The organism is Spirochaeta dissipatitropha (assembly GCF_054657935.1).
Window position 1 is genome coordinate 259163 of the sequence record NZ_BAAHXT010000002.1, and the last position, 25732, is coordinate 284894.

The following is a 25732-nucleotide window of genomic DNA, read 5'->3' on the forward strand; positions in this document are numbered from 1 at the left end:
CTCGCTCATACGCACAGCAATACAAGGGGTGTTAATATGCAGTACTTGATGGAAGCAGATCCGGAACTGGTAGAGGTAATCAGAAAAGAAGAGGATCGTCAGAAACATAAACTGGAGTTGATTGCTTCGGAGAATTATACCAGTCAGGCCGTGCTGGAAGCAGCAGGAACTGTGCTTACAAATAAATATGCCGAAGGGTATCCCGGCAAGCGTTATTATGGCGGTTGTGAGTATGTGGATATTGCTGAGGATCTTGCCAGAAATCGCGCCAAGGAACTTTTTGGTGCCGATCACGTCAATGTACAGCCCCATTCAGGCAGTAATGCCAATATGTCGGTATATATGACAGTCCTCCAGCCCGGAGATACCATTATGGGTATGGATCTGGCACATGGCGGACACCTGACACATGGTGCTTCTGTAAGTTTCAGCGGGAAAATCTATCGATCTGTCAGCTACGGGGTAAGCAAGGAAAGTGAAACCCTGGATTACGATGAGATTGCAGAAACCGCGAGACGGGAACGGCCCAAGCTGATTATTGCAGGAGCTTCAGCATATCCCAGAACAATCGATTTTGAACGATTTGCGGCTATTGCTACAGAAGTCGGTGCGTATTTTATGACAGATATGGCGCATATAGCCGGACTTGTAGCTGCTGGTGTGCATCCGAGCCCTGTTCCTTACTCTGATTTTGTTACCACAACTACACACAAGACCCTCAGGGGGCCACGTGGAGGCATGGTACTGATCGGAAGGGACAAGGAAAACGATATGGGAATTGTTGCTCCCAAAAGCGGACGTACCAGGCGTTTCTCAGAGCTACTCGATTCAACTGTCATGCCTGGCGTTCAGGGTGGACCTCTTATGCATATAATTGCTGCAAAAGCTGTGGCTTTTAAACAAGCTCTTCAGTCCGATTTTACTACCTACCAGAAACAGGTCGTGAAAAACGCATCTGTGCTGGCTGAGCGGCTTTCGGATGGAGGACTGCGTCTGGTCTCCGGAGGAACTGATAACCATCTTATGTTACTGGATCTCACTGCTCTCGGTATCAGTGGAAGAGATGCAGAGCATATGCTGGATGCAGCTGGAATTACTGTTAACAAGAATGGAATACCATATGACACCCGTAGCCCACTGGTGACTTCCGGTATCCGTATAGGTACTCCTGCTCTGACAACCCGGGGAATGGCAGAGGATGAAATGGCAGTTGTCGCCGCTTTTATTCTGAAAGCACTCAAGAGCGGTAGTGATGAGCAAGCTCTGAAAAAAATCGCTGGAGAGGTTCGTGAATTCTGCGCGGCTTATCCGCTTTTTTCTTCATGATTTTTACAGTATTGCGCTACAGTGCATGACAATTCCGGATTTTTGAAATATACTTGAGCATACATGGCACAGGAAAATCCGCTTCAGTTAGCATTTGTATCATTTCCTCAGGGAGCCTACATCATCGTCGAGGGCAAGGCGAATGCTGACTGCTTTTATATAATTCGTTCCGGTAAGGTTCAGATAAGCAAAGAGGTTGAAGTTGTTCAGGAAGAGAAGGGCAATCTTCTCGGTCCCGGTGACTTTTTCGGCGTCGTCTCTACTATGTCCGCTCACAGTCATATTGAAACTGCGCGGGCGGTTACCGAGGTCTCTATGATCGCCGTCAGGCGAGAGCAGTACCCTCTGCTTATTGAACGTAATACGCCTGTGGCGATGAAGATTATTGAGGCTTTCTCCAAAAGAATGAGATATCTGGATGAAGCCCTCGCCCAGCGTACATACAAGGCATCTGCAGAGATGAACAGTAATCATCTGTTTAATGTAGGTGAATATTATCTGAAGCAGAATCAGTACAATCTTGCCTTTTATGCCTATTACCAGTATCTCAAACTGGTTCCTGGCGGACAGGAATCTGTAAAGGCAAAGGAACGGCTGGAAAAAATCAAGCCCTATGCCTCTCCTGTATATCTTGAGGAAGAAACCGAACAGTTTAACCGGACATACCCGAAGGATACCATGATTTTTGCCGAGTCCATGCCAGGCCGGGAATTGTATATTATCCAGCAGGGCCGGGTTAAGATTTCAAAGATCATAAACGATAATGAGGTGCTTCTGGCTATGCTGAAACCAGGAGATATCTTTGGTGAAATGGCTCTGCTTGAAAATAAACCGCGTTCAGCTTCAGCAATAGCTTTCGAAAACTGTACAATGCTGGCGGTAAACAAGGAAAACTTTGGCCGCATGGTTACTTCACAGCCACAGATTATTGCCCGATTAACCACTCTTCTCTCCGAGCGGATATGGCTGATATACAAGAGTCTTGCTAACACTCTCATCGAGAGTCCTGCCGGACGGATGTATGATGCATTGTATATCCAGCTCGAAAAAGATCGTGTTCCATTGAGGAGAGGAGCTGGCCATACCTTTGAATTCGGTCCTAAGGAACTTATGAACCTGGCCGGAATACCGCTGGACACCGGCTATGTACATGTCCAGGAGCTTCTGAAAGGCCAGTACTTTAATCTTGCAGATGGAAAGATCCGTTGTTCTGATGTCACCGAGCTTGAGAAGCAGGCTAAATATTATCGGAAAATGGAACGTATCAGCAGTGCGCGTCGCAGCAGGTAGGGCCTGATCCGAACATGATGTCTCCCTATAAGTTCCCTGCATTATATGCTGCTCAACACAAAAACCAGCTTGAGGACCTCGAATTCTACCAAGGTTTTTGCGGCGCTTCGGTGCTGGAGCTTGGTTGTGGAACCGGAAGACTGAGCTTCCCGCTTGCGGCTGCGGGGCACCAGCTCACCGGTGTCGACATTGATGAGAATATGCTGGCTTATGCTAATGAGATTCTGGCTTCAAGAAAAGAGCTTGCAGACCGAATTCGATTTATCAGATCGGACATACGGGTGCTGGACCTCGGTGAGAAATTCGACACGGTCATTTTCCCTTACAACTCGATAGGACATATTTCACCCGGAAAAGACCTGGAGCAGCTGGCAGCCGCTATAGCATCTCATATGAACTCTGACGGGAAATGTATAGTGTCATTGTTGCAGCCAGACGACGATTTATGTTCTGCTGATTCAGAGCTCCGACACCTTGAGCAGTTCAGTGATGCAGCAGGTGTGATAATTGATCTCTATGAGAGGACCCAGTGGTTCCCGGAAAATAATCGTCTGGTATTTGACTGGTATTATGAACAGGATGCGCAGGACGAGCTGCTGCACCTGAGGAATGAATTGCATCTGCATAGTGGAGAAGGCTTGGCTCGTGTGTTCGCAGCACAAGGCCTGGTGCTGAAGAAGTGTTTTGGTGATTTTGATGGGGCTCCATGGAGAGAGGGCAGCCCTGAACTCCTGCAGCTGTACCAACTGGCATAAACGAAGTCAGCCTGACGCTTTTCTTAAAACTGCACTTGCGTTATAGTGGGGCAATCACACTATACGCCAAGGAGCAGCAAATGGGTTGGTGGAAAAACAGTACGGTATATCAGATCTATCCTCGCAGTTTTGCAGATGGAAACCATGATGGAATTGGTGATATCCCCGGAATCATCGAAAAGATACCATATCTGGCTGAACTTGGTGTGGATGTCGTCTGGCTGAGTCCTGTGTACCGCAGCCCGATGGATGACAATGGCTATGACATTTCTGATTATCAGGATATCCATCCTGAATTCGGCACCATGAGTGATTTTGACAGGATGCTTAGCACCATGCATCAGTATGGTATCCGCTTGGTTATGGATCTTGTCGTAAATCATAGTTCAGATGAACACAGCTGGTTTACCATGGCTCGTGAAGGTAAGGATTCTCCAACCAGAGATTACTACATCTGGCGTGATCCAGCTCCTGATGGTGGCCCTCCAAATAACTGGACAAGTTTTTTCTCCGGTTCAGCCTGGGAGCTTGATCAGGCTTCCGGACAATACTATCTTCACCTTTTCTCCAGAAAGCAGCCGGACCTGAACTGGGAAAATCCGAAGCTCAGGGAACGTGTTTACGAAATGATGCGCTGGTGGCTTGACCGCGGGGTTGATGGTTTCAGAATGGATGTAATCAATCTGATTTCCAAGACTCCCGGGCTACCGGATGGTGCTGAGGGAAATGGATTGCTGGTTGGAAAAGAGCATTATGTAAATGGACCGCGCTTCCTTGAGTTCATGGATGAGATGAACAGGGAAGTTCTCAGCAGGTATGACACACTCACCGTTGGGGAGATGATAGACGGTACAAAAGACCGGGCACTCGAGCTGACGAAATCCGATCTGAATCGTTTGAATATGATTTTTACCTTTGAACATGTCATGGTTGATTATGGACCGCTGGGTAAGTATGATCCTGTTGATTTTGATCCCGGGAAGCTCAGGGAAGTCCTGTATACCTGGCAGAAAGAGGTTGCGGCTGAGGGGTGGAACAGCCTGTATCTGAGTAATCATGATCAGCCGAGACATTTATCCCGTTATGGGAATGATCAGGAATACCGCAAGGAATCTGCAAAGTTATGGGCTATGGTGCTTCATGGTCTGCGTGGTACGCCTTATGTATATCAAGGGGAGGAACTCGGGATGAGAAATTATCCCTTCACCTCCATTGAAGAGTTCAGAGATATTGAAGCCCTGAATGCATACAAGGCTATGCTGAATGATTATGGAATGAGTAAACAGGAGGCTCTTCGCAGGCTTCTGGTTCATAGCCGTGACCATGCCCGCACGCCGATGCAGTGGCAGCCGGATATGGAATCGGCTTTTCCTCATCCCTGGATAGCTGTGAATCCTGATGTTGAAGAGGTAAATGCTCTTCAGCAGGTGGATGATTCAAATTCAGTGTGGTCCTTGTATCAGCGTCTTATTGCACACCGCAAGGAGCTGCCGGTTCTTTCAGGAAACTGGATAGCAATGAATGAAGATCATCCATATGCCTTCGTCTATGCGCGGATCTGTAATGACCAGTTACTGCTTGTCATGGCGAACCCTGAAAATACAGGCATCAGTCTCGATGTCGAAGTGAAATCCCTGCCGGATGAATGGCAGGATATTATAGCACGTGTAAATCCGAGAATGCTCTTGTCATCTGTCCATGATTTGCGGGAGTTGCCGCGGGCGGTAGAGTTCTCGCTGGCCGGTATTGAACTGAAGCCATGGGAAGCCTGTTATCTGTTATGGGACAAGCGCTGATATTTACAATGAGGAGTACCTATGCAAGCTGTTGATCTGGCGAAAGCCTTTAACCCCAGAGAATTTGAAGATGAAGTCTACAAGCGCTGGATGGAATCCGGTGCATTTGCTCCGGCTGATGAAGCCCGGTATGGAGCTGATGAAACACCTTTCGTGGTTGTTATTCCACCTCCAAATGTTACCGGTGTACTGCATCTCGGTCATGGATTGAACAATACACTTCAGGATATTCTGGTTCGCTATCATCGCATGACCGGAAGGCGCACCTTATGGGTTCCTGGTACTGATCATGCCGGCATCGCAACACAGAACGTTGTGGAAAGGATGCTGCATAAGGAAGGGACCAGTCGGCAGGAACTCGGCAGGGAAAAATTCATCGAGCGCACCTGGGAAGTCAAACGGGATCATCATGCTACCATTACCCGTCAGCTGCAGAAAATCGGATCTTCGTGTGACTGGAGTAGAGAACGTTTTACCATGGACGATGGTCTGAGCAAGGCTGTCACAGAGGTGTTTGTTCGTCTCTATAATGAAGGACTGATCTACCGGGGAACCTATCTCGTAAACTGGTCAAGCGGATTGCAGACGGCTCTATCGGATGACGAGGTTGAATACAGGGAAGTTCAGGGGAAACTGTATCATCTCAGGTATCCACTGCCGGACGGCAACAGTGTGACGGTAGCTACAACCCGTCCAGAGACCATGCTGGGAGATACGGCTGTTGCTGTGCATCCCGAGGATGAGCGCTTTGCTCATCTGGTGGGCCAGGAGGTTGAACTTCCTCTGACTGGACGTCGGATTCCAATTATTGCAGATGAATATGTTGATCGCGAATTCGGAACCGGTATGGTCAAAATCACTCCTGCTCATGACCAGAACGACTACGAGATAGGCGAGCGCCATAATCTCGAGAAAATCAATATTCTGAATCCTGACGGGACACTGAATTCCAATGTGCCGGAAGCCTATCGGGGTATGAATGTTATTGATGCCCGAAAAGCCGTTGTCCGTGATCTGGATGAGCTTGGCTTTTTCAGTCATGACGAGCCTCATAAGCATCAGGTGGGACATTGCTATAGAACGGATGTAGTTATTGAACCGTATCTCTCGGAGCAGTGGTTTGTGCGCATGCGTCCTCTCGCAGATAAAGCAATGAAGGCATTGACCGATGACAAGATCCGTTTTTACCCGAAAAAGTACGAGAATACATATACGCGTTGGCTCGAAAACATACGTGACTGGTGTATCAGCCGTCAGCTGTGGTGGGGACATCGTATTCCTGTCTGGTATGATGATGAAACAGGCGAAGCATTTGCATCAACGACTGATCTGAACTCACCGGAGATGGTGGCAAGCCGGGGCGGCAAGTTGCTCCGGCAGGATGAGGACGTTCTGGACACCTGGTTCAGTTCCTGGCTCTGGCCGTTTTCCACCCTTGGCTGGCCTGAGAAGACCGAAGATCTTGAAAGCTTTTTTCCTACCTCAGCATTGGTAACAGGCTATGACATTATATTTTTCTGGGTGGCCAGAATGATAATGGCATCAAGTCATTTTCTGGGTGAAGTGCCCTTCAGGGATATTTATATAACCAGCCTGGTACGTGATATTAAAGGCCGGAAAATGTCCAAGAGTCTCGGAAATGGAATAGATCCACTGGAAATCGTAGACGAATTTGGCGCGGATTCCTTGAAGTTCACATTAGCATTCCTTTGTGCACAGGGGCAGGATATTCTGATCGACAAGGAAAGCTTTGGACTCGGCAGCCGCTTTGCCAACAAGATCTGGAACGCAGCCCGGTATTTGCTCATGAATCTGGAAGGAAGGCAGATTATACCCTTTCCGGAGATCGAGCTGAAGGCAGTGGATAAATGGTTGTATCATCGATTGAATGAAACAGCTGCCTCTGTGGCCAAAGCAATGACTGTCTATCGATTTAACGATGCCTGTCAGGCTGTATATGAGTATTTCTGGAATGACTTCTGTGACTGGTACATCGAGGCCAGCAAGCTCAGCCTTTTTGGTGAAGATGATCTCGAGAAGGATCGTGCAGTCAGTCTTCTTATGTATGTTCTCGAGGAAAGCATGCGACTTCTGCATCCGTTCATGAGTTTTATAAGCGAGGAGATCTACTCGAAACTACCGGAGCTCAAGCCTGCAGACGGATCAGAACCCGGAAAACTTCTGATGGAATTACCTTTCCCGAAAGCATGTAATGATCGCGAGTTCCCTCTTGAGGCTGGCCTGTTTACTAGTGTACAGGAACTGGTTCGGCTGGTCAGAACCCTGAGGAGCGAGTTTACCATTCCTCCTGGTGTAAGGATTCGCTTTTCTGTACTTGTTGACGACAGTTTCAGTGATATGGATTTCCTGGTAAACAACGCTGATATTATCGAGCTTCTCACGAAGTCTGAATCTCTGAAGATTCATGCCGCAGGCAGCGCTCCTGCTGGCATTGCCGATGGGGCTGTTTGCCTTGTAGGTACCGGCTACCAGTGCTTGGTATATGTCCGTGATCAGATTGATGTGGATGCAGAGCTGAAGAAACTCCACAAGAATGCGGACAAACTGAGCAAGCAGCTTGAAGGAACTGTCAAAAAGCTTTCCAACGAAGCTTTTGTGAATAAGGCAGCTCCGGAGGCGGTGCAGAAAGAGCGTGAAAAGCAGAGTGAGTTCGAGAACAAGCTGGCGAAGATTACTGAATACATAACAGCACTGGGAGGCTGATCAATATGCGGAATCTGCTCAGCTACGGTCTGAAGCGTTTTACCGAAATTATGGGTAGAACCTTCAGCTTCTATATATTCCATCGCCCGTCTCCCAGTTCTGTTTCCGGCTATCATGGCCGGCGGCGGGTAAGATACCGCAGTCAGGGTAACGATATGGAGACAATTCGGCATGAGATGGAATGGATAGAGCGATTCCGTAAAAGCGACCTGTATCATTTTGTTCCCAGATTACTGGATGCTTCGGTAGAGTTCGGAAATGCCTATTATGATATTCAGTATTATCCGCATCCGAGCATGTCTGTCATCCTCAGGAAGAACATGAATGCCAGTTTTTACCTCAGGAAGAGGTGGAATATACTATTTCACGGACTCTCCGAGACTTTGTATGGGGATCAGAATTCGCTGGAGGTACCTGCTGATTATCTCGAGAAGGAGCTTTTTGAGCCCATTCAGAAAGAAATTAGAAGTATTGCCGCCAACAAGTCCGTAGGAAAGCTGCTGCGCTCGGAAACTCCGAAGATCAACGGACAGACGATGGTTGGCCTGCTCCCTGCTTTGTCTCTGTTGAAGCAGCGTGCTGATATCCGGGAGCGCCTGGTTCCAACGCGTTTGCACTGCATTCATGGACGAATGTCCCTTGAAAATATCCTGTGCGGCTGGAGATCTTCCCGCATGGTACTGCTTCATGGTGGTGGACGCCCGCAGGGCATTTATGGCGATGTTGCAAAGGATGTCGCACGTCTGTATCATGAGCTCCGCGGTTATATGATTCATCTGCAGGAGCGTCAGTACTCACTGATCATGCTGGTTGATGAGCAGCCGGAGCTCGAGTTTGAAATTCTGAACCGTCATCTTCGCGACAGACTGGTTGATAATTTCGTTATGGTACGGGATGCCGTTGAGACCTGGGTCCAGCCCCGTCATGGAAATGTATTATATCGGGCTGCATTTTATGAAGCCTGTGAGCCATTGTTTGATCTGCAGCGCAAGGATATGCGCCGCTCCGAACAACTGATGCTGGGAGCAACTGCAATTATTCGCTTGAATGAGTGGTTGCTAAGGTATCATGCTGATGTTCTCGATCAGCTTCAGACATCACTGCAAGGAGACAAGGAATGATTTATCGCTATGATAAGAGTCGAAATCCGAGACTGTTAACACTGAAACTCGGTCTGCTTGTTCTTGGAGCAGCAGCCTCTGTTGTTGTGTTTACCGCACAGCCTATAGTTTCTATACCCGTTTTTATTGTAGCTGCTTTTCTCATTTTGAAGGTTCATCGGGTATACAGGGACATGATTGATAGTTATTTTAATGTTCATGATGAAGGAATATCCGGCAGGACGCCTTCGGGAAAAATGGTCCGGATGTCCTATGATTCAATGAGTGATGCAGGAATACTCAATTCATCCGGTGATACACGAGTAGCATTTTTCTACGATAGTGACGCTGACCAACTGATTCAGCTGCCGGATTTATATATTAATTTTAATGCAATGCTGGAAGAAATCTCACAGTACCGGTCTCTGCCTGAGGTGATACTTGAGGATGGTGAGAGTCTTGAAGAAATGCTGCGGAAGAAATTTCCGGATGATGAAAGCAGTGCGGATGATGAAAGCAGCACTGAAGAAGCAGAACTTGATTTGTAATAGAGCAGGAGGATAGAGTGTACAAGGCTGTAGACCCAAAGGTCAGTTTTCCCGGAATGGAAGAAAATGTACTGGAATTTTGGAAGAAAAAACGGATATTCGAGCGTTCTCTGGAACAGCGGGAAGGTGCCGAGGAATTTGTGTTCTATGATGGACCTCCTTTTGCCACTGGACTGCCTCACTTCGGGCATTTTGTGCCTGGTACAATCAAGGATATTATTCCCAGATATCAGACAATGCGCGGGAAATATGTAGACAGAAGATTCGGCTGGGATTGTCACGGTCTTCCTGTAGAATATGAAATGGAGAAATCGCTCGGGCTTTCAGGAAAGCGGGAAATTGAGGAATATGGTGTAGCCAGATTCAATGAGGACTGCCGCGGTATTGTACTGAGATATACAAAAGAATGGGAGCGCATTGTTACCCGGCTGGGACGCTGGGTTGATTTCGAAAATGATTATAAAACCATGGATCCCTCGTATATGGAGTCTATCTGGTGGGTGTTCAAGCAACTCTGGGAGAAGGATCTTATTTATGAAGGTTACTATATCCTGCCTTATAGCCCTGCTTTGACAACAGCACTCTCCAATTTTGAGGTGAATCTTGGGGGCTATAAGGATGTCACTGATCCTGCAATTACGGTTGCATTTGAGGATACAGAGCATAAAAATACCTATTTACTTGCATGGACCACAACTCCATGGACACTACCTTCGAATCTGGCTCTTGCAGTTGGTTCTGATATCTCATATGTGGAGGTTGAAGACAAGGGCAAACGTTATATTCTTGCCGAGAGCAGACTGAGTCACTACTACAGTGAAGATGAAATGCCCGAAATAGTTGCCCGTCACAGTGGTCATGAACTGATTGGTAGATCATATCGACCCTTGTTTCCATATTTTGCTGAAAATACGGAGCTTGGGGCCTTCAAGGTATTTGCAGGTGACTTTGTAACTACCGAGAATGGAACCGGAATTGTCCATCTTGCTCCGGGTTTTGGTGAAGACGACTATGACACACTGAAGGACAGTGGGCTTCCTGTCATTGTGCCGATTGATGCAGATGCAAGGTTTACAGATGAAGTCAGTGATTTTGCCGGCATGTATGTGAAAGACGCTGACAAGGAAATCATCCGTCATTTGAAGGATCAGGGCTCTCTGATCAGGCGTGAGAATTACCTTCACAGTTATCCACATTGCTATAGAAGTGGTAAGCCGCTAATTTACCGGGCTATTTCATCCTGGTATGTTCGTGTCGAGCGGATCAAGGAATTAATGCTGGAATGCAACAGCGGTGTTCACTGGATGCCTGAACACCTGCGTGATGGCCGCTTCGGCAAGTGGCTTGAGGGTGCTCGTGACTGGGCGATAAGCCGGAACCGCTACTGGGGTAACCCTATTCCTGTATGGGTCAGCGACACGACGGGTTACAGCGAATGCATTGGCAGTATCGCAGAGCTTGAGGAAAAAAGCGGCACGAAGGTGAGCGATCTTCACAAGCATTTTGTTGATGATCTTACCTGGCCTGACCCCAGCGACCCGGATGGGAAAGGCGTGATGCGCCGCGTCCCGGCTGTACTTGACTGCTGGTTTGAATCAGGCGCCATGCCATATGCCCAGAGTCACTATCCATTCGAAAACCGGGAACATTTCGAGCAGAATTTTCCGGCCCAGTTTATTGCTGAGGGACTGGACCAGACCAGGGGATGGTTCTATACCTTGACGGTTCTTGCCGCGGCTCTTTTCGAAAAGCCCGCATTCAAAAATGTTGTTGTAAATGGTCTTGTGCTCGCTGAAGACGGCAAGAAAATGAGCAAAAGCCTCCGTAATTACACGAATCCTGAGGAAGTACTCAATCGTTTCGGTGCTGATGCCTTGCGGCTTTTCCTGATTAATTCTGCGGTTGTACGTGCTGAAGATCTTAAATACAGTGATGATGGTGTCAAGGACGTTCTCAAGAACATTATAATCCCACTCTGGAATTCCTATAGTTTCTTCGTTACATATGCAAACATAGACGGAGTTAATCCAGTAGAAGCCCCGCGAAATCCGGACAATCCCCTGGACCAATGGATCCTATCCTATGTTGAAGGTCTCGCAGAGGAAATGACCAGTCACCTGGATAATTATGATCTGCAGAAAGCAGCAGCACCGCTGGTGAAATTTATTGATCAGCTTAATAACTGGTATATACGCCGCTCGCGACGCCGTTTCTGGAAGAGTGAGAATGATCAGGACAAGGACCAGGCCTACAGCACATTATATGCCGTTCTCATGAAGCTTATTACACTTGCGGCTCCTTTTATTCCGTTTATAACTGAAGAGATATATCAGAATCTCAGGCAGGATCATATGCCTGAATCCATTCATCTCTGTGATTATCCGGCGGTAGGGAAAAATCCCAGAAATACTGCGCTGGAACAGAAAATGGCAGCCACCCAGCAAGCCGTCAGCATGGGGCGGGCGATCCGCAGCATGTATAATCTTAAGGTCCGTCAGCCGCTGAAAGCAGTACATCTGGTGACTTTGAACAAAGAGGAAAAGAATATCCTGCGTGAAATGGAGGATATCATCCGTGAGGAGTTGAACGTCAAGGACGTTGTATTCAGGGACAACGAGGAAGATCTGGTAGAATATCAGGCCAAGCCAAATTACCGTGTGCTGGGAAGCCAGCTTGGTAAGGATATGAAGCTGGCTGCCTCCAAGATCCAGGCTTTTACCGGACGTGAAATTGTAAGCCTTATGGAAGGTAATGTTCTTAACCTCGATATCGGGAAGCGGAGTATTGATATAACTATCGAAAGCATTGAAGTACAGCGTCTTGAAAAAGAAAACCTGAAGGTCTTGAATGAGGGATCTCTCACCATCGCGCTTGACCCGGAAATTACCGAGGAACTCAGCCGGGAAGGTATCGTCAGAGATCTTGTCAGGGGTATTCAGAATCTCAGAAAAGAAAGCGGCTTTGATGTAACTGACAGGATCATCATCAGTTTACAGAACGATGAGATGCTTGCAAAAGCCGTACAGGATTTTGAGGAATTCCTGCTGGACGAGACGCTCTGTACCGGCATTGAATGGAAGAGCAGTCTCGATGGTGTAAAAGTCGGGGTTGGTGAGATGACGGCCTGTCTGACCATACGGAAGGCAGGCTGATGAAAAGGCTAATGCTGCGGATGCTTGGCACCGCAGTCTTTCTGCTGTTCCTGTACTCCTGTGCCAGCGTTCCCCGGATCAGTGAAGATGCTGATCCGCTTGCATTGCTGCCGCCCGATTCAGTGCTTGTCTTCAGTCTTCCCGCAAGTGCCCAGCGGGAAGGTGTAGAACGGTTGATGCCTGAATTATACCAGGGTGATATGTCTGCTGTCATGAACAGGGCTGCACGTATTACCATTGCCCGTAGACCGGTCGTTGTTGTGGAGCAGATACACATGGTTCTGGAAGGTAGGTACAACTCTACAATGCTATTCTGGGGCTTGAGTTCGCGCAGGGGATGGCAGCGAATGCGGCTTGAGAACGGGCAACGCTTTTATCTGCATGACAGGATTGCCGTCATGCTGGTCGACTCCGGATACCTGTATGTTCTTGCAGGGGATTTCAGTAGTGTTGAGCTCGAGGCCGCATTGAACCGGGCCCTGGTGCCTTCAGAACTGCGGTCTTTTCCGGAACTTGCAGCGGACCAGGACTTCGGCAGAATCTGGTGGAAGGATACAGAGTCGCTTATTGGTTCTGAGGCCATGTCAATTATTCCACCTCTGTTCCGCAGCAGTTTCGATGCGGAAGGAAGTTTCGATTTCTATGTTCATCCAGAAGGCAGTGTCAGTCTGGAAGGTTCTCTGCTTGCCGGCAGTGAAATGACCGCCAGGGTTCTTAATACAAGTCTGCGGGCATTACTGCCTCAATTACTTCAGACACAAAGCAGACCGGACATATATCGTGAAGGCAGATCTGTGTATCTGGAAGATTTGCGTATAGAATCCGACATTGCGGAAGGGTGGATACGTTCTATGCTTGAGGATATTCTCTAATACAGCTACATTAACGTTATGAAGATAACTGTTGTCGATTATGAAGCCGGGAATTTACGCAGCATAGAAACAGCTCTGCAGCGTCTTGATGTGCCCTATGAAATCAGCTCCGATCCGGATCGGATCAGGAAAGCGGTTAAAATTATTTTCCCGGGAGTTGGCCATGCCGGTCATGCAATGCAGACCCTTCATGCCAAAGGTATAGACTCTGCACTCCGTGAGGCCTACACTGCTGGAATTCCGATTTTCGGAATCTGTCTCGGATGCCAGATTATTCTATCATCTTCAGAGGAAGCTGCAGGCAGCTGCCTGGGTCTTATACCAGGAAGTGCCATGGAGTTTCCGGTTAATTCTGGACTTAAAGTACCTCATATGGGTTGGAACGAGGTTCAGCACGATGAACGTCACTGGCTGTTTGAAGGCATTCCATCCGGGGTGAGCTTCTATTTCGTTCACTCTTATTATCCTAAGCTTGAAGAAAACAATGAGATAGCCTCCTCGGAATATGGATTTCGTTTCAGTGCAGCCATGGAAAAGAATTCTCTCGTGGCTGCACAGTTCCATCCTGAAAAATCCGGCGAGTACGGGATCCGTATGCTCTCCAATTTCTGTTTCAGACCAGTCTAGTTTTTCGTGTTGTAAAGGAGATATGTCTATGCTGCAAAAGCGAATAATTGTCTGCCTTGATGTCCGTGAGGGGAAGACAACCAAAGGTGTAAAATTCAAATCCAATGTGGATATTGGCGATCCCGTCGAGATGGCCCGGCAGTACTATGAGGATGGTGTAGACGAGCTTGTCTTTTATGACATCACCGCATCCGCTGAGAAGCGCGGAATTATGATAGATGTAGTAGAACGGGTTGCTGAACAGATTTTTGTGCCTTTCTGTGTTGGTGGAGGATTGTCGAGTCTGCAGGATATGCGGGCAGTCCTACTGGCCGGAGCCGAGAAGGTAAGTCTGAATTCCCAGGCCGTCAGGAATCCTGATATTATTTCCGAAGGAGCCGGACAATTCGGCCGTCAATGCATCGTACTTGGAATGGATGCCGTTCGCGACGCCGAGATGCCGAGCGGGTATAGAGTCGTTATTGATGGTGGGCGTACACCTACGAAACTCGATGCCCTGCAGTGGGCCCTGAAAGCAGAAGAACTAGGTGCTGGCGAAATAGTATTGAACTCGATAGATGCGGACGGAACGAAAAATGGATATGAAATCCAGCTTACAAAGATGATTTCCGAGGCTGTTCGGGTTCCGGTTGTCGCCTCAGGTGGTGCGGGACTCCCAGAGCATCTCGCCGAAGTTCTTGATGCAGGAAAGGCAGATGCAGCATTGATTGCAAGTATGGTACATTACGGAGATTACCGGGTGCAGGATATCAAGGCTGTACTGACTTCATATGGATTACCTCTCAGGCTGCGCTATAAACCAGCCTGAAAGCGTTTCTGAAATCTATTTGTAGACGGCTACTGGACGTTTTTGCAATTCCTCAATATATTATCGCCATTAGTTCACTCAAGGAGAAAACAATGCCCAGCTATGATTATGAATGCACAGCCTGCGGGTATCAGTTCGAGGAATTCCAGGCAATGTCGGATCCTTTGCTTACCGACTGCCCGTCCTGCGGTGAATCCACGCTGAAACGTCTTATAGGTGGTGGTCTCGGGGTTATCTTTAAAGGCAGCGGTTTCTATGTGAATGACAACAGATCCGCAAAGAACGGTGCCGGTTCTTCCTCAGGAGAATCGTCCTCAGGCAGCACTTCTAAAACGGCTGCGGGAACTGCTTCGACAGCCAGTTCGTCATCGGCAAGCTCATCTGTTCCCTGATTACGAACTGGGGATTCTGATATTCCACTCATATAAGGCAGTTCCGGATACCGGTGCTGCCTTTATTTTTTCAGTCCAGTAAGCAGGATATCTGTATCTCCTACAATTTCCAGACCGGCAGGTTTTGCGATATCTTCGAAAACAATATATCCGTCGAGGGTTGTGAGCTTCACCCTCGCTTTGGCTTCTATGCTTTCGCTGATGGGTCTACTCATGGAACCCTGCACAGGTGCTATCAATGTTCCTGCAGATTCGCGGTCAGCCTCAATATTCAGGATATACTCACTGTTTCTGATTTGCAGCTGAACCTTTTTTTCTGTTATGGTGCAGGATGTAATACGGGATTTGTTGTATGTTGTAAATCGCTGCTGGGTTTTCGGGGTGTGGCAGACAGCCAGAAAACCCGGGAAACTCTTTCCCATCCAGGGTATATGTGCCAGTGAAAACATGACCGAATGTCCGGGGCTGGAGAAGGAGTTTGTCTGAAACCAGACCCATGACTGCGGCATGGAACTGCCCCAGTCTTTTTCTATGTAACCCCTGCCTCCATTCATGTCTATGCTATTGCCATTCAGGCTAATACTTCCGAATACATCATGATCAAGACTGATCACTCCATGATAGCATTCCATTTTGGGAACAAAACGGTACCAGCCCATGATTCCGGGGGAAAACAATCTCCGGTCTGCCAGGTCTGTAAGTGAAGAATATCTTAGATCGGCCTCAATCTGGCAGTCATCGCGGTCAATATGCAGCAGGATTCCATCCTTACTGAATCGGTTCGGTCCGATAAATACCTCGTAGTCCTTTTTGCTCCATCGGAAATCCTGTACCGGATACGGAATATAGTGGGTGACCTTGCCCTGAATATACTGAATGAAAGCCTCACCGCGGCCTTGTTCATCATAAGCCAGCCCGCAAATGACCGAAACGGAAATTCCTCCGGCGGCACTGACTTGTTTATGGTACCAGCCTTCAAAATATGACTTTTTTTTTCTGACCCCCTGAAAACACTGTGGATTCCATATTCGTCGCACAATACCCATGCACTTAGTGTAAACACTGATTCATGAAATGACCAGCTTTTTAATATGTATAGTTGTCATATAATTGCGGTATCGGTAAGCTACAGCTTATGGAAAAAGATATCGATTTTATTGAAGAGGGATTGAAGCCACAGCTGCAGTTCAATAAAAGAGGCGGTCTACTGCCGGTCATTGTACAGGATGTCAGTGACGGCAGGATACTGATGCTCGGCTACGCCAATCATGAGGCATTCGAATACAGTCTTCGAGAGCGCCGTGCCTGTTTTTTCAGTACAAGTAGAAACAGGTTGTGGGTTAAAGGTGAAACTTCCGGTGACTATCTGAGTATTGAGAAGATTCTGGTTGATTGTGACCAGGATGCTATCGTGTACTGCGTCAGCAGGGTAGGGGAAGGAGCCTGCCATACCCGTGGTGCAAACGGTAAGGCACGAGTCAGCTGTTTTTACCGTGAGGTAATTTCTGATGGAAGCAGCCTGGCATTTCTGGAACATGAAGCCGGCAGTACAGAAATATGATAGCAACAATTATTAATGCAGCTGCAATCATACTTGGTTCTCTTGCAGGTATTCTTGCGAAGCGCTGGATCAAGCCCTCGGTTAATGAGCGCATTTTTCTGGCTGTGGGTGTCTTTACGATTATAATCGGTATGGATATGGCATTGACCTCACAGCGTTTTCTGTACATGGCCATTTCACTGGTTGTCGGTGGAATCATCGGAAACGGACTCAGAATCGAGGACAGACTGTATGCAGTTGGTCAGCGCATCAAGGATTCAGGCATTTCCAGGCATGATCATTTCGCAGAGGGTTTTCTCACATCGTCTGTATTGTTCTGTGTAGGGGCGATGGCAATTCTTGGTTCGCTGCAGGCTGGTGCAGCCGGATCATATGAAATACTGCTGACCAAGTCGGTAATGGATGGGAGCATTGCCATACTCCTGGCTGCTGCCATGGGGGGAGGTGTTGCGCTTTCTGCGATTGTTATTCTGATCTATCAGGGTGGGCTGACATTATTTGCCGGCGTCCTTTCACCGCTACTGAATGATTTAATGCTGGCGGAACTTACGGGAACCGGAGGCGCACTGATACTCATGATCGGCTTGAACCTGAGCGGAATTGTGAAAATCAAGACCGGTGATTATTTGCCAGCTATTGCGGTAGCAATTCTGCTGGCCTGGATTGATCCCATGAAATCAATACTATAGCAGATAACAGTCCTTACCCGAGACCCGGCGTCTCGGGATGTTCATCGACCATGCTGTAGACCGTAGCTTTCTGGTTTACAACCGGCAGTGCTTCTATTTCACTGATTGCATCATGAATCGCAGATGCTGGAGTTGGGTGAACAGTAATAATAACAGGAACAGATTGATCATGCTCCCAGCGTTCATCCTGCAGCATACTGGCGATGCTGATTCCGTGTTTGGCAAATACTGCGGTTATAGCAGCCAATGCTCCTGCGACGTCATTCAGTTCGAGTCTCAGATAATAGCGGAATTCCATGAGAGCAGCCGGGGTCTGGGCCAGCGGTGCGGCCTGATCCGACCAGATCCTGAAATCAGCGAAGGCGGTTTGATATGTGCCGGCCGCGAGACCGATAATATCACTTACAACCGCAGAACCTGTCGGACGTCCACCGGCTCCGCGCCCGTAATACAGGGTATGTCCGAGATTGTTTGAATACAGGCTGATTGCATTGAAGGCGTTATCTACACGGGCAAGGGGATGTTCCTTTGGAATAAACGCCGGACTGACCATGACATGCGGGCCTTCGTCGGTCTGCTGGGCCATAGCCAGCAGTTTTACTACATAGCCTAGTCTTTTAGCATAGCGGATATCATTGGGGTCCAGTTTATCTATTCCGATGGTCGTAATTGATTCCATAGGAACCCGGGTGCCGAAAGCTATAGTAGAAAGAATAGCAATCTTGTGTGCTGTGTCCTCACCGCTCACATCCAGTGTGGGGTCAGCTTCGGCCAGACCAAGCTTCTGAGCCTGCTTCAGAGCCTTATCATAGGATGAGGTGCCCATTTGGCTCAGTATGTAGTTACAGGTGCCGTTCAGGATGCCGTAAATGGCATCCATTTGTTCTCCGAGCATGGCCTGGGTCATTACCTGAACAATAGGGACTCCGCCGGCACAGCTGGCTTCGAAAGCAAGCGCAACATTGTTTTCTCTGGCGATCGCCATGAGCTCATGGCCGTGATATGCCAGCAAAGCCTTATTTGCAGTAACAACGTGTTTTCCTGCTTTCAGGGCAGTAGTTATAAATTCTTTGGCAGGGTGAATTCCCCCGATAAGTTCAACAATAATATCCGTTTCAGGGTCCGTAAGTGCTGCCTGGGTATCTGTTGTATACAGTTCTTTGGGCAGTTCAAGTGAGTCTGCAACATCAAATGCCAGAGACGCAATAGCACGTAATTTCACTTCAGTGCCAATTCTGCGGGCAATGCTTTCAGCTTCAGACAGCAGTATTTTTGCTGTATTGGCTCCGACAGTACCGGCGCCTACTATGGTAACCTGTATGGATTTCATGGCGCCATCGTATGTCAGCTTCTGGTCTCTGTCAATAGAGTTGACATGCGTGGCTGAGACGCGTACAAAGATGTATGTCATTGCAACTATGCCTGCGTCCTGCAGGAGAACTATCTTCCGACGCTGTCATCCGGAAGTCCATAATGTTCAGAATATTCGAGCGGACTACTCACAACAATACCAGTGATTATGCAGATACCGGAGTGTATCCTCCCGTGCTTTTCCGTGATGAAATTCTTGTCTGGGGATTTGATGTCATAGAAACAGCAGCCGGAATTGATCCGGATATCCTGTTGCCAGTCTATAATTTAGAGGGCTGCAGCTGGTTTGCTACGTTCAGGGCTTTGCTTATGCATGAAAATCGCTGTGACCAATACAGTTTTGTGGAAATGGATCGTCTTGACAAGCTGATCAATCAATATGATCTATCTGAAGAGGAAAAATCCCTGCTTGATCCTGTAGTGCAGCGGAAAGGCAGTTTCCGTTCACATGTATCCCGCTATCGGATACTTCCTGAACTGCTCAGACAAGCTGTGAACAGCGGCTTGTGCGATGTTCGTACTGCGCAGGCTGCAGCAGACCTGCCTGAAATACTGATCCAGGCTGTACTGGAGAGAAATCCGGGTTTCAGCAGCAGCAGAATCATGCTTACCTGGCTGGCCGAGATTGTTAAAAGGGATTCAGTTGATTCTGCTGAGGCGGCCCTGCTGGTTGATAAAATACAGTCTGCCGAAAAGCCTCAGGAATTGTTGAAGATCATCCGCTATCCAGAACTGACGGCACGATTACAGAGAGCTGCAGAATTGCAGGACAGGGATTCCGGGTCATCACGGCTGAAAATCGAGCTTCCGGAGAATCTGGAAGGCGATAGCGTCAACATTCGCTGTCAGGTTCGGTCAAAAGAAGAGCTGGAAGAACAAATCAGTATTCTGTCAGCTCTTCGGGAGAATTTGGATGAGTACCTCGACTTATTATAAACATATAATCGACAGGATTTATTTCACACCGGAGTCCGAGAACTTTGCCGCATTCAGGAATGTCGCCGAGCAGCTGGGAGGACTTCCCTGGAGCTGTGTAAATTCAGCACAGGATATCCCCGAAGAATTCCGGAATGAGAGGTCACTTCTGCTGCAGACGGTGCGTGGAGAACCATTGACCAGCTGCCCCGGGACCAGGGTTCATGAGTGCTGCAATTATCATACCCTGGATGCTTTTATCGGGTGCAGTCTGGGATGCTCATACTGCATAATGCAGAGTTATCTAAATTTCAGTCCACTTGTCGTCCAGGTTGATCCGGGTCCGGGAATTCGCTCGATGCAGGCAGCTGCTTCCGGAATGCCGGTTTTACGTCTTGGTACAGGTGAGGTAGGTGATTCACTGCAGCTCGATCCACTGACAGGTATTTCAGATGCATATATTCAGGCCGCAGCCAAGTTGCCAAATGTGCACTTTGAAATGAAGACCAAGACTGATTTTGTTGATCACCTCCTGGACATACAGCCGAAAGGCAACGCGGTGATTGGATTTTCAGTAAACCCTCCTGAGATTATCCGCAGTGAAGAAGGCGATGCAGTATCACTTGAACGGCGGTTGAAAGCTGCAAGGAAGGCCGTTGAAGCGGGATACAGGGTAGCCTTTCACTTCGACCCAATGATACGGCAAGGTGACTGGCACTCCTGCTACCGAGATCTCGCACTGAGTTTACGTAGCTTTTCTCCGGAGAGCGTCGCCTGGATCAGTCTGGGGAGTGTCCGTTTTACACCAAATCTCCGTAAACAGGTCGCAGACCGTCCGTATCTGTATGATGAATTCGTTCCTTCTGCGGATGGAAAACTTCGCTATCTGCAGCCCCTGCGGGTAGAGTTATACCGCAGTGTGGCTGACATTCTGTTTCCGGATTACCCCTTGTATCTGTGCATGGAGAGTCAGGCCGTCTGGAAAAAGGTTTTTTCGTACTTGCCGGATGACATTCCTGCATTACGTGATATATTTATCGGCAGGAGGCTAGATCGTGGATAAATCGCAATTAAACTGTAATGGGAGCATCTACCGGAAACTGGACGGACAATTGTGCCGGACTGTATTGCTGGCAGCTGTCCTGATTGCAGTGTTTACTGCACAGCTTCCAGCTTCAACAGCTCAGAAAGCCGTAGCCACCACAATGTTTCTGGAGGGCAGCCCTCAGCTTGTCCGTGAAGGCAGGCAGGTGGCGGGTGAAATCGAGTTCGGCCAGGACTTGTATAATCTGGACCTTATCAGAACAGATCGCAGTTCTCTGCTTGAACTGGAACTGTCTCCGGATCTTCAGGCACAGGGTAGAATGACTGTGCATCCTTCCAGCGAATTCTACCTTGCTTTCGATGCCGGGAGTCATGAATCCGCGGTGCATATTCTGCGGGGCAGCAGCAGTTTCGATATCAGCAGACTGCCTCGGGGACGTGGGTTCTCGGTCCACACAGCTGGTGCTGTTATGGGGGTCCGCGGAACATCCTTTTCTGTTGATACCTCTGCACAAGGCGAATACCTGGTCAGTACATTAACTGGCAGAGTGGAGGTAACCAGTCAGGACGGACAAAGTATTGTCGCGGTTCCGGGACAGGTAGTAGAGTTCACTGTAGTCAATGGTTTCAGGGCCTTACAGGTGGAGCGCGGACATGAAGACGAGTTTCGCAGTCGATGGAAGGAACAGCGACTTGAGGTTCTGCTTGCAAAGCCCGAATCAGCGATTGATTTCTTTTCTGGAAGATACTATGACGGCTTGACTGAATTCAATCAGCGCTTTCGTGATTTGATGGAGCACCAGGATATCATCGATCTCTGGATACTGGAAGACAAACAAGGGCGTCAGTCCCGCATGGCAGATCAGCTGCGGCAGAAATCAGCTCTGGCCGGCCCGCTTATGCGGATGACCGCGCACCTGGTAATCTTTGAACGGACATATTACCGTGCCGTTGAACTCCGCGACATTCTGGAGGAGGCGTCCATGCTTCACTCAGTTAAAGGCGCTTCGGAGTTCTATGCTGATTTTGATTCTGATGCCAGGGTGATCGCAGAGCGGCTGAATATGCTTCGGTATATCATGCGCTTGTATGCAGATCGAAATAATGGACGGCTGCCGTTCTAGGCAGCCTGTTGTTCATGACTGAAATCAAATTAATTCATTTTTCCAACAAAAATAGTTTGACAGTAATCCAAAGGCGTGGTATTTATTAGTGATCAATTAGTTGATTGTTCCAATTAAAAGGTTGATTAATTAATTGCGATTTCCAACCAATTCTGTCTACAGTTTTGGTTGGAGTTAGGCAAGTGGGTATGCAAGACTGAAAACCCCTGCATACCCCCACGTACTGTAAGGAGGTACATATGAAAATGAGAAGGATTGCATCAATTGCGATTGTTCTGTTGCTGGTAGCCGGTATGGCATTTGCCGGCGGAAGGCAGGAGTCTGCATCTGGCCGGGTTGTAGTTGATACTATGGCTTATGGTGACAACTCAAATGCAGAAGGCGTAAACTGGGTTCGGATAGTAGAAGAATTCGAAGCAGCAAACCCCGATGTGAAAATCCAGTATGAACTGCTTTATGATGAGGCTTATCACCAGAAGGTTACAGCCCGTCTGGCAGCTGGAAATGTTCCGGATCTTGCGTATATGGGAGCTGATGCACGCTGGGGACTGCCATGGCAGGAAGCAGGGCAGCAGGTTGATCACCGCGCATGGATCGATGATTCTTTCTATGATATGAGCCTGATTCCTCCGATGGGTCCGAACGGCGAAGTTGTTCAGATTCCTCTGGGAACCGGTAATATCACAACCGTACTCTATGTCAATGAAGCCCTGGTGAAATCACTCGGCTATGAAGTTCCAACAACTTACGAGGAATGGGTAGCTATAGTTCCTGCTGCACGAGCAGCGGGTCTGGATGTAATTTCTATCAACGGTGCTGATGGTTGGGCATGGGGCAGCTGTTTCATGTCAACTATTATCGCCCGACTTTCCGGTGATCCGAACTGGGTGAGCAAGGCTGTTGCTGGTGAGCACAAGTTTACCGATAAGGTATTTGTTGATTCACTTGCATGGGTTGACCGCATGATCAAGGATGGCGTTCTTGCTTCTGATTCAGTTCTGGTAGACTATGGTGCAAATGTGGCCAAGTATACCAACGAACAGGCTCTTGCAATGATCCAGGGTCAGTGGATTGCAGGCGATATTTCTTCTGCAAACCCGGCTGTTGCCAACAATACTGTTCTTATGCCGCTTCCAGCTCTTCCTGGTGAAAGCCCTGCTACAGCAAAATCTGTAGCTGCAGCAATCCAGGTTGGCTATGGTATTACCGCAAAGGGATCACAGGATCCAGCAGTACGCGATGCAGCATTACGCTTTATCCAGTACTTCTACAGCCATCCCGAAACAACCCAGAGACTGCTTGACGGAGCTATCGTAGCCCCGATCCTCAAGGATTTTCAGGTTCCTGCTGAGCTTTCCCAGATTAACCGACGTAAGGTTGAACTGGCTCAGAACGCCTCAATGGAAACTGATGTAATTGATGCATATCTTGCCGGTGCTGCAAACGAAGCACTGAATGCAGGCATGCAGCAGATCGCGTCCGGAGCATCGACTCCAGCGCGGGTTGCTGAGCAGGTTCAGAACCTGTTGAACAACTAAGCATTTGCCTGGTTGCGGCAGGGAGGGCTTGCTCTCCCTGCCGCTTTTTTTGAGGAGTTAATACGTGCAACAAAATAAAAGAAATCTGGCAGCGTTTTTCTGGCTGGTAGTACCTGGATTGTCCCTGTACCTGCTGATTGTCGCTTACCCCATAATACACTCCATCTGGCTGAGCCTAAGTGATTACAATCCAAATCGAGGCGGTGAATGGAATTTCGTAGGACTCATGCATTACCGGCGCATGCTGGTTGATCCAATGTTCTGGCATGCTTTCCGCAACAATATGTTTGTAGTTGCTGTGTCAGTTTTCGGTCAGATTCCGATTGGTTTTATTCTGGCTTATATATTGTACCGGGAAAAAGTAAAAGCCCGGAATTTTTTCCAGTCAATGGTGTTCCTGCCGCATTTTCTGTCAATGATAGTCATCGGACTGCTCTGGCGGCGGATGTTTATGGCAAATGGTCCTGTAGCAGGACTTCTTCAGTTCTTTTCCGGGGATCCAAGAGCTCAGTTTACAATGATGCTCCGTGCCGAGACAGTAATGATTCCCATAGGTTTTGCCCTTATATGGGTCTACACCGGTTTTTACCTGGTGATTTTTATGGCAAATCTTCAGAAGCTCGATGTTGGTATGGTTGAAGCTGCAATGATCGACGGGGCCAGTGAGCCGCAGATCTTCACCAAGGTAATTGTGCCTCAATTATCAGGAACTCTGCTTGTCACATCTATACTTGCAATAGCTGGTTCCCTTAAAGGCTTCGAGCTGATCTTCTCCCTGACTACTCAGGGTCTGCAGCGAAATAATGCAATGGTACTGCCGATTTATATGTACCAGACTGCCTTCCAGGATTACACGAACACAATGAGGTTTGCATACGGGTCAGCGATCTCGAATGCAATAGTTGTAATCAGTATTGCTCTGATTCTAATCAGTAATCTTGTTAACAAGAAATTCAGGGCAGGAGAGGAATTTTAAATGAAAACAACAGTAGTTGAAGCAAAAAAACCTGCACAGACTTTTTTAGATATGCTTGCACAAACTGCTTCATATGCAGTCTTTATTGGATGGGCGTTAATAACCATACTTCCGCTCCTCTGGATGGGATATTCTTCCTTCAAGACAAACGAGGAACTCACAAGAGACATGTTCAAGCTCCCCAATGTGCTCGTAAGTTCCGGTGAACATGAATTTGTTGCTATTGAGCGCAGTCTGAATGTAAGACTCCCGTACAACCCGAATGTTGATACAAGGGAGCGCTTGATAATTGAATCCACGAGTATCGCTCCGGCCCGCAGGCTGCTGGTGTTTTTCCTTTTAAAGGAAGAACTACCTCCACATCTGGCATCCATGCAGCCGGGCGATACTCTTCTTGTTCAGGATCTGCCGGGGCACATGCAGCGGAATATCCGTTTCCGTATGTTTTTCTATAACTATATAAATGCCTGGCAGCGGGGAACAATGGGGCAGAAGTTTCTGAATAGTATTATTTATTCAGCGGGATCCACGTTCCTGATTGTGTTGTTCAGCCTTATGATAGGTTTTGCAATTACCAAGCTCGGGCTGAAAAAACTGAGTACTTTGGTTGCGGTGCTTATCGGTCTGGGATATCTGATCAGTATAAACTCGGTGATTATTCCCCTGTTTTTGATGCTGTCATCTATAGGCTTAACTGATACGCATCTCGGGATTATTATGGTCTATACAGCCTTCGGACTCCCGCTGGCGGTGATGTTGTGCAGCCAGTTTATTAAAGGAATACCTGACAGCCTCATTGAGTCTGCCTATATGGATGGTGCTACTGTCTGGCGAATGTTTCTTGGAATCGTAGTTCCAATGACTACCCCGGTAATAGTTACGGTCTCGATAATCAGTGCTCTCGGTATCTGGAATGAGTTTCTGCTGGTACTGGTGCTCGCAAGTTCGAGCGCAACCGTCTCTCTTCCCGTCGGGGTGTATTCTTTCTCGAGTCAGACAAGTGCACAGCTTGGCTGGCAGTTGGCTGCCCTGGTGATCGCCGCACTTCCTGTTATGGTTGTGTATTTCTCTTTTCATAGCAAAATAACACAAGGTGTTGTGGCAGGTGCCGTTAAGGGTTAGAT

The 25732-nt window shown here is 48.1% G+C and carries 22 protein-coding genes; 20 read left to right on the forward strand and 2 right to left on the reverse strand.

Features of this window, described 5'->3' with window-relative positions; translation table 11 throughout:
- The first annotated feature begins 36 nt into the window (after positions 1-36).
- From glyA to ACYQ2L_RS03105, 12 genes are all read left to right on the forward strand, one after another.
- Positions 37-1326, forward strand: coding sequence for a serine hydroxymethyltransferase (gene glyA / locus ACYQ2L_RS03050; RefSeq protein ID WP_460050913.1), 1290 nt, complete (start codon positions 37-39; stop codon positions 1324-1326).
- A gap of 63 nt (positions 1327-1389) precedes the next feature.
- Positions 1390-2616 carry a cyclic nucleotide-binding domain-containing protein gene (locus ACYQ2L_RS03055; protein WP_460050915.1) on the forward strand — a complete coding sequence of 409 codons (1227 nt, stop codon included), beginning with the start codon at positions 1390-1392 and terminating at the stop codon, positions 2614-2616.
- A 14-nt stretch (positions 2617-2630) separates the two neighbouring features.
- Entirely contained in the window at positions 2631-3371 is a 741-nt protein-coding gene (locus ACYQ2L_RS03060) for a class I SAM-dependent methyltransferase (protein ID WP_460050917.1), read from the forward strand.
- Between the two features lie 80 nt (positions 3372-3451).
- Complete coding sequence (locus tag ACYQ2L_RS03065) at positions 3452-5167, forward strand: alpha-glucosidase (RefSeq protein WP_460050919.1); 1716 nt, start codon at positions 3452-3454, stop codon at positions 5165-5167.
- A gap of 21 nt (positions 5168-5188) precedes the next feature.
- A complete protein-coding gene (locus tag ACYQ2L_RS03070) occupies positions 5189-7891 on the forward strand; it encodes a valine--tRNA ligase (RefSeq protein ID WP_460050921.1) in 2703 nt (900 codons plus the stop codon).
- Positions 7892-7896: 5 nt separating this feature from the next.
- Complete coding sequence (locus tag ACYQ2L_RS03075) at positions 7897-9012, forward strand: hypothetical protein (RefSeq protein WP_460050923.1); 1116 nt, start codon at positions 7897-7899, stop codon at positions 9010-9012.
- A complete protein-coding gene (locus tag ACYQ2L_RS03080; RefSeq protein ID WP_460050925.1) occupies positions 9009-9539 on the forward strand; it encodes a hypothetical protein in 531 nt (176 codons plus the stop codon). Before ACYQ2L_RS03075 ends, ACYQ2L_RS03080 begins: the two co-directional genes overlap by 4 nt.
- A gap of 17 nt (positions 9540-9556) precedes the next feature.
- Positions 9557-12691, forward strand: a complete 3135-nt coding sequence (gene ileS / locus ACYQ2L_RS03085) for an isoleucine--tRNA ligase (protein WP_460050927.1) — start codon at positions 9557-9559, stop codon at positions 12689-12691.
- A complete protein-coding gene (locus tag ACYQ2L_RS03090; RefSeq protein ID WP_460051155.1) occupies positions 12691-13563 on the forward strand; it encodes a hypothetical protein in 873 nt (290 codons plus the stop codon). The genes ileS and ACYQ2L_RS03090 overlap by 1 nt, the downstream gene beginning before the upstream one ends.
- Positions 13564-13581: 18 nt before the next feature.
- A complete protein-coding gene (gene hisH / locus ACYQ2L_RS03095) occupies positions 13582-14190 on the forward strand; it encodes an imidazole glycerol phosphate synthase subunit HisH (protein ID WP_460050929.1) in 609 nt (202 codons plus the stop codon).
- Between the two features lie 28 nt (positions 14191-14218).
- Positions 14219-14998 carry an imidazole glycerol phosphate synthase subunit HisF gene (gene hisF, locus ACYQ2L_RS03100; RefSeq protein ID WP_460050932.1) on the forward strand — a complete coding sequence of 260 codons (780 nt, stop codon included), beginning with the start codon at positions 14219-14221 and terminating at the stop codon, positions 14996-14998.
- A 92-nt stretch (positions 14999-15090) separates the two neighbouring features.
- A complete protein-coding gene (locus tag ACYQ2L_RS03105; RefSeq protein WP_460050934.1) occupies positions 15091-15390 on the forward strand; it encodes an FmdB family zinc ribbon protein in 300 nt (99 codons plus the stop codon).
- Between the two features lie 62 nt (positions 15391-15452).
- Here the strand turns inward: ACYQ2L_RS03105 and ACYQ2L_RS03110 are convergent, their stop codons facing one another.
- Positions 15453-16436 carry a tocopherol cyclase family protein gene (locus tag ACYQ2L_RS03110; protein ID WP_460050936.1) on the reverse strand — a complete coding sequence of 328 codons (984 nt, stop codon included), beginning with the start codon at positions 16434-16436 and terminating at the stop codon, positions 15453-15455.
- Positions 16437-16525: 89 nt separating this feature from the next.
- Between ACYQ2L_RS03110 and ACYQ2L_RS03115 the strand changes: the two genes are divergently transcribed.
- Complete coding sequence (locus ACYQ2L_RS03115; RefSeq protein ID WP_460050938.1) at positions 16526-16951, forward strand: phosphoribosyl-AMP cyclohydrolase; 426 nt, start codon at positions 16526-16528, stop codon at positions 16949-16951.
- Entirely contained in the window at positions 16948-17640 is a 693-nt protein-coding gene (locus tag ACYQ2L_RS03120) for a DUF554 domain-containing protein (protein WP_460050940.1), read from the forward strand. Before ACYQ2L_RS03115 ends, ACYQ2L_RS03120 begins: the two co-directional genes overlap by 4 nt.
- Before the next feature lie 13 nt (positions 17641-17653).
- Here the strand turns inward: ACYQ2L_RS03120 and ACYQ2L_RS03125 are convergent, their stop codons facing one another.
- Entirely contained in the window at positions 17654-18970 is a 1317-nt protein-coding gene (locus ACYQ2L_RS03125) for a homoserine dehydrogenase (RefSeq protein WP_460050942.1), read from the reverse strand.
- A 143-nt stretch (positions 18971-19113) separates the two neighbouring features.
- Between ACYQ2L_RS03125 and ACYQ2L_RS03130 the strand changes: the two genes are divergently transcribed.
- The 6 genes from ACYQ2L_RS03130 (at position 19114) to ACYQ2L_RS03155 (ending at position 25730) form a co-directional block, all read left to right on the forward strand.
- Positions 19114-19947 (forward strand): hypothetical protein, encoded by an 834-nt coding sequence (locus ACYQ2L_RS03130; RefSeq protein WP_460050944.1) that lies wholly within the window; start codon positions 19114-19116, stop codon positions 19945-19947.
- Positions 19925-20989, forward strand: a complete 1065-nt coding sequence (locus ACYQ2L_RS03135; protein WP_460050946.1) for an SPL family radical SAM protein — start codon at positions 19925-19927, stop codon at positions 20987-20989. The genes ACYQ2L_RS03130 and ACYQ2L_RS03135 overlap by 23 nt, the downstream gene beginning before the upstream one ends.
- A complete protein-coding gene (locus tag ACYQ2L_RS03140) occupies positions 20982-22094 on the forward strand; it encodes a FecR family protein (protein WP_460050948.1) in 1113 nt (370 codons plus the stop codon). Before ACYQ2L_RS03135 ends, ACYQ2L_RS03140 begins: the two co-directional genes overlap by 8 nt.
- Positions 22095-22333: 239 nt before the next feature.
- The gene (locus ACYQ2L_RS03145) at positions 22334-23632 is read left to right on the forward strand and encodes an ABC transporter substrate-binding protein (RefSeq protein ID WP_460050950.1); all 1299 of its coding nucleotides are present in this window, start codon (positions 22334-22336) and stop codon (positions 23630-23632) included.
- Positions 23633-23696: 64 nt separating this feature from the next.
- Positions 23697-24608, forward strand: a complete 912-nt coding sequence (locus tag ACYQ2L_RS03150; RefSeq protein WP_460050952.1) for a carbohydrate ABC transporter permease — start codon at positions 23697-23699, stop codon at positions 24606-24608.
- Positions 24609-25730: a carbohydrate ABC transporter permease gene (locus tag ACYQ2L_RS03155; protein WP_460050954.1), complete on the forward strand. Its 1122-nt coding sequence runs from the start codon at positions 24609-24611 to the stop codon at positions 25728-25730.
- Positions 25731-25732 lie beyond the last annotated feature (2 nt).